1 rRNA gene is annotated in these 757 nt (G+C 54.6%); it reads left to right on the forward strand.

Features of this window, described 5'->3' with window-relative positions:
* Window positions 1-689 (forward strand): 23S ribosomal RNA (locus G6041_RS11155); the annotation flags it as partial.
* Between the last annotated feature and the right edge of the window lie 68 nt (window positions 690-757).

Here is a 757-nt window from a genome sequence, read left to right on the forward strand (position 1 = left end):
GGCGTGGGGACAGTGTCTGGTGGGTAGTTTGACTGGGGCGGTCTCCTCCCAAAGTGTAACGGAGGAGCACGAAGGTCAGCTAATCCTGGTCGGACATCAGGAGGTTAGTGCAATGGCATAAGCTGGCTTGACTGCGAGAGTGACGGCTCGAGCAGGTGCGAAAGCAGGTCATAGTGATCCGGTGGTTCTGTATGGAAGGGCCATCGCTCAACGGATAAAAGGTACTCCGGGGATAACAGGCTGATACCGCCCAAGAGTTCATATCGACGGCGGTGTTTGGCACCTCGATGTCGGCTCATCACATCCTGGGGCTGAAGTAGGTCCCAAGGGTATGGCTGTTCGCCATTTAAAGTGGTACGCGAGCTGGGTTTAGAACGTCGTGAGACAGTTCGGTCCCTATCTGCCGTGGGCGCTGGAGAATTGAGGGGGGCTGCTCCCAGTACGAGAGGACCGGAGTGGACGCATCACTGGTGTTCGGGTTGTCATGCCAATGGCACTGCCCGGTAGCTAAATGCGGAAGAGATAAGTGCTGAAAGCATCTAAGCACGAAACTTGCCCCGAGATGAGTTCTCCCTGAGACTGTAAGTCTCCTGAAGGAACGTTGAAGACGACGACGTTGATAGGCCGGGTGTGTAAGCGCAGCGATGCGTTGAGCTAACCGGTACTAATGAACCGTGAGGCTTAACCTTACAACGCCAAAGAAGTCTGGCGAGTAGAGAGACAATATTCAGCTTGTGACGGATAAACGTTCATGGCG

Source organism: Cronobacter sp. HA18003, assembly GCF_011605905.1.
GTDB classification, from domain to species: Bacteria; Pseudomonadota; Gammaproteobacteria; order Enterobacterales; family Enterobacteriaceae; genus Cronobacter; species Cronobacter sakazakii.